The organism is Sphingopyxis sp. (genome assembly GCF_035250425.1).
GTDB lineage: Bacteria > Pseudomonadota > Alphaproteobacteria > Sphingomonadales > Sphingomonadaceae > Sphingopyxis.
In genome coordinates this window covers 1-6,897 of sequence record NZ_DATFFD010000181.1, presented here as the reverse complement: position 1 = coordinate 6,897, position 6,897 = coordinate 1, and the positions used below count along the sequence as shown (strand labels likewise).

The following is a 6,897-nucleotide window of genomic DNA, read 5'->3' as shown; positions in this document are numbered from 1 at the left end:
ATCAGGTCGCGAGCGCACCGACGCGAAAAAAGCCGCAGGCAACCGTCGCCGGTTTACCGCAGCTTTTCAACGCTGTCGAAATCCCCGCCGCCCTATCCGTACAGCCCGCTGCGCAAAGTCAGGCTCTATCTCGGACGGTGGAGTATGCGGGTGATATAGGATTTGGGGCGCGTGGTGTCAACGGCGGGCACGGATATCGACGCCCGCAACGTCGCAGAAAGCCGCCGTCCCTACATTCTCGACTATGTGTCGGGATTTCTTTCCCTGAAAACGGCGACGGCCTCCAAGATCGTCGGCTTCCAAAGTTCGGCATCGGCGGGAAAGGCATTCAGAAAATAATCCAGTGTCGTGTGGGGACAAATCAACTCGTTGGCGCCGATCTCGCACTCCTCCTCTTCATCGATCCCGACATAGTTCGCGAAAGCGATCCATACGAGATCCGTCTCCAGGTTTCGAAAACCGACATATCTGATCGCGACTTTCGGTATGTCACGTTTCCAAACCGCTAATTCTTCGAACATTCGAATCCTGCTCCTAACAGGCGATCACATGGGCTTAAAACACGCCCTTCAACAACCCCGCCGGGTTCCGCCGCAGCGCAGCCTCTTCGCCCGCCATATAGTGAAAGATGCCTTTCAGCGCCTGATCGGTCACCGATCGCGTCAGCCCGTCGCGCGTCAGCCCCGCCGATGCCATCAACTGGTTGCCCTTCGACAACTGATCGAGCTGGCGATAGGCGCCGACATTCTCCAGCGCCGATCCGATCAGCGGCGACACCTTGGTGAACAGCACGCTGCCCGCGCTCGTCTGCAAATAGCGTGTCGCGCCGTCGTTCTTCGTCACCAGCGCCGGCGCGTCGGTCCAGCGCAGATTGTCGATCGCGGCGCGAAATATCGGCTTCGCCTCGCCCGCCGCCTTGCCGCCCGCGTCGTTCAGGCTTTTGGTGAGATTGGTCGTAAGCCCCAGCTTGTCGCCCATGCCAAAGAGTTTCGACGCGAGCTTTCCGCCGGCCCCGGGCAATAATATTCGCACAGCGGTATCGCGATAAAAGGCGCCCGGCTCCGCGAGCTTGTCGAGCGCGCCGTCGGACGCACCCGCGATCAGCCCCTTCACCCCGCCCTTGGGCAGCTTCGCCAGCGCCCACGGAGCATGGCTCAAAGCGAGCATCCCGATCGAGCCCGCGAGCAGCATCCGCCGCGCCATCATTGCTTCGTGCGTTTTCATGATCCACCTTCCCTGCCCGAGCCCGTTGCCAAGTCTATCAGCAAAATAGTCGCGGCCAAAGCGTGCCGACGGCGTAGGGGTGAAACGCTGCCTCAAAATCTCGTCACCCTGAACTTGTTTCAGCATCCATGGCGGACCTCTGGTCTAACGCTGCGCCGAAGGAAACGGCAGACCATGGACCCTGAAACAAGTTCAGGGTGACGAAAAAAGAAACATATACTTCTGGCTGATACTCACGCCGCGCTGCGCAGCCGGTTCCGCCCCTCGCGCTTCGCGACATAGAGCGCCTTGTCGGCGCGGTGGAGCAGTTCTTCGATGTCGGCTTCGCCGTCAAAGATCGCGAGGCCGACGCTGATCGTCGCATTCGGAAGATCCTCGTCGTCGGCGGTTCCGGCCTCGACCGCCTTGCGGACGCGCTCGGCGACGATTTCGGCGGCGTGCGCGCTCGATCGCTGGAGGATGCAGACGAACTCCTCGCCGCCGATCCGGCCGAGCATGTCCGCGTCGCGAAGCGCCGCCTTGGCGCGCTGGGCGACGCGGCGGATGACATCGTCGCCCGTCACATGGCCATAGGCGTCGTTGATCTGCTTGAAATGATCGATGTCGAAGATCGCGACCGCAAGCGGCGCACCATGGTCGCGCGCGCCGGCCAGCGCCTTTTCGAGGAAAGCGAGCGTGTGGCGGCGATTGGGCAACCCGGTGAGCATGTCGGTGTTGGCAACGCGTTCGGCCGCGCTGCGCGCCGCCTCGAGGATCCGGGCGTTCTCGACCGTCTCGCTCACGTCCTGCACGGTGCCGAAAATGCCGGCGGCCCGGCCGTTCCGCCCCATTTCGATCGAACCGTGCGATTTGACGTGCCTGATCCGGCCGTCGGCGCGCAATATTCGCCCCTGAAATTCGAAAGGCTGGCCGGTCCGCACGGCCTCCGCCAAAATCTTGCGCACCGCCAACCGGTCCTCGGCCACATATTGTTTGACGCTATAGTCGACATCGACCGGCACTCCAGGCTCCAGCCCGTGGATGCGATAGGTCTGGTCGGACCACTGGATCGTCCAACGGGCCAGGTCGACGCGCCAGTGTCCGACCAGCGCCGCGGCTTCGGCCTGGAGCAGCCAGCGGTTGCTCTGCTCGAGCCGCCGGGAGAGCCGCCGCTGTACGACGAGCAACGCGGCGAGCGGCAGCGCAACGACCAGCATCGACAGCAGGTAGAATTGCAGGAAGAATATCTTGACCTTCGGCGCGCCGTCGATGGCTGCGATCGGGCCAAAACCCTGCGCCGTCAGCAACGAAGCGATGATCGCGACAATCAATATGCCGGCGGCGGCGCCAAAAGGCCCCAAGCGGTACGATGCGACAATGACCGCCACATAGGGCAGGAAATTGACCGGAAACTGCGATTGCGAAAAGCATATGGCCGTGATCGCGGCGGCACCCGTCAAGATCGCCGTCGCTTCGGTTTTCATGCCCGCCGGCGCATTGCTGAACGCGTTCGAGACGATAAGCCGCGCGAGCATCACAATCGGCGGCGTGACGATCAATATGCCGAGCGCGACCGTCGTCAGCCAGGACAGGAAAAAATCGAGGCCGGTGCCGGCAAGCAGCGTCGCTATACCCGCGCCGACGAAACTTGCAGCCAGCGCGGCGCCGCAGAAACGCACGACATCGCGCGGCGCCGTAAAGGATAGTTCGCCGGGTTCGCGCTGACGCAACAGCCACAGCGCGACGGCAGCCTCGACGCCATTGGCGAAAACGAAGGCCGCCGACATCGCGAACCCCGTGCCGCCGAGCATGTTCGCGGCCATGCTGGACGCCGCCATGCCGGTGAAGGATACGAACCGCCAGCGCGCGGGCATCAGGAGAAGAAGCGCAAGGAAATATCCGCTGGGCGGCCACACCGCCGCGATATTGTCCGCGCCCTTGGTCGCATACAGCGACAGGCTGGCCAGCAGGAAATATCCCGTTGCGGTCAGCAAAAGCCAAAAGATCGCTTCGACTCTGGGGGGCAGCGACCGGGTCATGCGCCCAGATAACCACAAACCGGAAAAGAAACCGCTAAATAATGCCGGCCGTGCCTACCCCCGGTCGCGCCGCCATATCGAACGCTCCTTCAATCGACCCCGCCGAAGGTCATGCCAACCACTTGTTCGACCATCGCCTCGTCCCAATCGATACGCCGGTCGAGGATCAGCATCGCCAGGCCATGAACGAGCGACCAGGCGTGGAGCGCCGCGGTATCCGGATTTTCCAGATGCGGCATCGTCTGCGCAACCCCGGCACGCAGCAAATTATAACCCACTTCGCCGCCATCGGTGCCGGCCTCACAGCGTTCGGACATCTGGCGGGTGAAGCTCAGCCGGAAGACCGCCGGTTGGTCATGCGCAAAGCGGACATAGGCGATGCCGGTCGCCTTGAAGCCCGCCTGACCGCCGCCCGCCTTCAGCCACGCCTGCGCCTGCAATGCCCCGAGCCGCCGCAACCCTTCGTCGGCGAGCGCGTCGAGCAGCGCTTCCTTGTCGGGGAAATGCCGGTAAAGCGCCGTCGCGCTGACCCCGACGTCGCGCGCCAGCGCGCGCAGCCCGAGTTCGGCGCCGTCGGCCTCCTCCAGCCGCTTCAGCCCCGCCGCGATCACTGCCGCGCGCAGGTCGCCATGATGATAAGCGCCCGCCGCCTTCGCGCCGTCGCCTTTTATGTTGACACTGTTATCTTTGTTCGCCATCATGTTGTCACTGTAAACATTTCGAGTCGTCCGCACAAGCCCCCGCCAAGCGTGACTTTCGCCCATATCCGTAAGGAGCAATATCATGGCAAGCAATGTCGAAACCCTCATCCGCGGCGCGGTTGTCAAAGGCATCGGCAAGGTCGCCGACTTCAACCGCAAGCGCCTCCCCCGCCCCACCGACGCGCACCCGTTCCTGACCGGCATCCACAAGCCCATGGCCGAAGAGGTCACGCTGGAGGAACTGCGCGTCGACGGCGAAATCCCCGCCGCGCTGACCGGCCGTTACCTGCGCAACGGGCCGAATCCTGCGGCCGCCCCCGATCCCGCCAGCTATCACTGGTTTACCGGCGCCGGCATGGTCCACGGTATCCGCATCGAAGGCGGCAAGGCCGACTGGTATCGCAATCGCTGGATCCGCGGCTCCGAGGCGTGCGAAGTGCTCGGCGAGGACTTGCCTCCCGGGCCGCGCGAAACCAGCGACGCGCCGAACACCAATGTCGTCGGCCTCGTCGGCCGCACCTTCGCCATCGTCGAAGCCGGCGGAAAGCCGGTCGAACTCGGTTATGAGTTGAACACGATCGCGCACAACCCGTTCGACGGCACGCTCGCGGGCTCCTACACCGCGCATCCGCATCACGACCCCGCGACGGGCGAGATGCATGCGATCACCTATCGCGGCGACGAGCCGAACAAGGTCTGGCACGTCGTTCTCGACAAGGACGCGCATGTCGTCCGCGAGGAAGCGATCGCGGTCAGCGATGGCCCGTCGATCCACGACTGCGCGATCACCGAAAATTATGTGCTGGTCCTCGACCTCCCGGTCACCTTCTCGATGAAGATGCTGCTCGCGGGCTATCGTTTCCCCTATGCGTGGAACGACGCGCATCCGGCACGCATCGGCCTCCTCCCCAGAAAGGGCCGCGGTGACGAAGTCATCTGGGTGCCCGTCGAACCCTGCTATGTCTTCCACCCCGCCAACGCCCATGAAACCGGGGACGGCAAGGTGATCGTCGACGTCGTCGTGCACGACACGATGTTCGCCCAGTCAACGCGCGGCCCCGACAGCGAAAAGTCGCGCATGGAACGCTGGACGATCGATCCGGTGACGAAAACGACGGTCCGCACCGTCATCCACGATCATGCGCAGGAATTCCCGCGCTATGACGAACGGCTGACCACCATGCCCTATCGTTATGTCTACAGCGTCGCGATGCCCGACGGCGAGAGCATCGAATGGGCGATGGCCGACACGCGCTTGTTCAAGCACGACCTCGACAAGGGCACGACCGCAATCCATGATTTCGGCCCCGGCCGGCATCCCGGCGAGTTCGTTTTCGTCCCGCGCAGCGAAAGCGGCGCCGAGGACGACGGTTGGCTGATCGGGCTGGTCGTGAACATGAATGACGAGACGACCGCGCTCGTCATCCTCAACGCCGATGACTTTACCGGGTCACCGCAAGCTGTCGTACATCTGCCGCACCGGATTCCCCCCGGCTTTCACGGGAACTGGATCGCGGATTGACGATATCGGGGCGCTTCATCAGCGCCTCGGTCACTCTGAGCGACCGTTCATTGTCGACATCGATCGCCGTCGCCCCGGCGCTCACCAGCAGCGGGGCGATTTCGACGTCCAGATGGCGCGAAAGGCGCGCGAAGATGTGGTGGATCGGACCGAGCCCGAAGCGGAAACGGAGCAGGTTGATCAGGCCGAACGCCTGCATCACGCGAAACGGCTTCTTGACGAACTGGCCGCCGCCACGAAACGCCTCCGCCGCGCGGAGCGCGTTCGGATGGCCGAGCCAATAGGCGTTGCAGTTCGACACCGCGACGTCCGAAAATTCGTAAAAGCGCCGCTGGCCCTCGGGATGAACCGCCAGCACATCCTCGCGCCGCGCCAGCGCGACCCCGGCATCGGCGCCGAGCCGCATCGCCTCGGCTTCGATCTCCGCGATCGTCGCGGGGGTCAGCAGGCAATTATCGGCGGTGGTGACGAGCAACGGAAAGCTGGCCACCCCCGCGACCGCGAGAACCGAATCCGCGAGATTGTTGGCCGCGGGAACGACGGTCAGGCGGTTGCCGAGCAGATCGACGACCGGATCGTTCAAATCGCCTAGCAGCGCGGCGTGGTGCGTCGATACGAACACATGGTCGGCCTCGCTGTCGGCCGCACTTTCCAGCACATGCGCGATCATCGGACGGCCGGCGACGGGCACAAGGCATTTGTCGGCAACGCCATATGCCTCGGCGAGCGCATCGACCGCCCCGGCGCGGCGGCCGGCAAGAATCAGGATCGAACCGCTCATGCGGCGCTCCGCCGCGCCGCGGCGGGCGCGATCTGACGCATCATGCTTTCGGCGACGATCGTTTCGATCAGCGCCGCGTGGGTGAAGCCGGCGGCGACGGCCGAGCGCGAGAACAGCTTTTCGGACCAGAGATTGCAGTTGAGATTGACCTCGAGCAGCCGGGCGTCGCCGGTCGTATGATCGACGCGAAACTCGAACCGGCCGTAATCGAACGGGCGAAAGATATCGGCCATCCGCTTCGTATAGCCGACAATCCGCGCCGCAATCGCGGGATCGTCGAAGCGCTTGATGCAATATCCGACGTTACCGACGAGGTCGCGCTTTTCCTGATAGGTGCGCAGCTGCGCCGGATCGTCCTGCTCGAAAATCATCATCGGCAGCATCGCGGGCTCGCCGTCCACGGTGATCACGGGCACTTCGATGTCGCTGCCGTCGATGAAGGGCTCGACGAGCGCGTCATGGTCGAGCGCGTGAATTTCGGCGACCGCCTGCGCAAGTTGCACCCGGTCGTGCGCGTCGCGGACGCCCCAGGAGGCCGAGCTGTTGTTCGGCTTGATCACCCAGCGCCGCGCCGGCGGGCAGCGCGACACGTCGACAGGTGCCCCGCGGCGGAACAATGCCCAAGGTGCCGTGGGCACGCCGCGCGCCGCG

The 6,897-nt window shown here is 64.0% G+C and carries 6 protein-coding genes and 1 pseudogene; 1 reads left to right on the top strand and 6 read right to left on the bottom strand.

What is annotated here, in order from left to right:
* Positions 1 to 242: 242 nt before the first annotated feature.
* From VJ811_RS10910 to VJ811_RS10895, 4 genes are all read right to left on the bottom strand, one after another.
* Positions 243 to 521 (bottom strand): hypothetical protein, encoded by a 279-nt coding sequence (locus VJ811_RS10910; RefSeq protein ID WP_324072292.1) that lies wholly within the window; start codon positions 519 to 521, stop codon positions 243 to 245.
* A 34-nt stretch (positions 522 to 555) separates the two neighbouring features.
* Positions 556 to 1,224: a DUF4197 domain-containing protein gene (locus VJ811_RS10905; RefSeq protein ID WP_324072291.1), complete on the bottom strand. Its 669-nt coding sequence runs from the start codon at positions 1,222 to 1,224 to the stop codon at positions 556 to 558.
* Between the two features lie 233 nt (positions 1,225 to 1,457).
* Positions 1,458 to 3,242, bottom strand: coding sequence for a diguanylate cyclase (locus tag VJ811_RS10900; RefSeq protein ID WP_324072290.1), 1,785 nt, complete (start codon positions 3,240 to 3,242; stop codon positions 1,458 to 1,460).
* Between the two features lie 89 nt (positions 3,243 to 3,331).
* Complete coding sequence (locus tag VJ811_RS10895) at positions 3,332 to 3,940, bottom strand: TetR/AcrR family transcriptional regulator (protein WP_324072289.1); 609 nt, start codon at positions 3,938 to 3,940, stop codon at positions 3,332 to 3,334.
* 85 nt (positions 3,941 to 4,025) lie between these two features.
* Here VJ811_RS10895 and VJ811_RS10890 point away from each other — a divergent pair, with 85 nt between their 5' ends.
* The gene (locus tag VJ811_RS10890; protein ID WP_324072288.1) at positions 4,026 to 5,465 is read left to right on the top strand and encodes a carotenoid oxygenase family protein; all 1,440 of its coding nucleotides are present in this window, start codon (positions 4,026 to 4,028) and stop codon (positions 5,463 to 5,465) included.
* Here VJ811_RS10890 and VJ811_RS10885 read toward each other — a convergent pair.
* Together VJ811_RS10885 and VJ811_RS10880 are read right to left on the bottom strand one after the other, a co-directional pair.
* Positions 5,386 to 6,246: an NTP transferase domain-containing protein gene (locus VJ811_RS10885; protein ID WP_324072287.1), complete on the bottom strand. Its 861-nt coding sequence runs from the start codon at positions 6,244 to 6,246 to the stop codon at positions 5,386 to 5,388. The genes VJ811_RS10890 and VJ811_RS10885 overlap by 80 nt on opposite strands.
* Positions 6,243 to 6,897: pseudogene (locus tag VJ811_RS10880) on the bottom strand (phosphoribosylglycinamide synthetase); the annotation flags it as partial. The gene VJ811_RS10885 and the pseudogene VJ811_RS10880, both read right to left, overlap by 4 nt.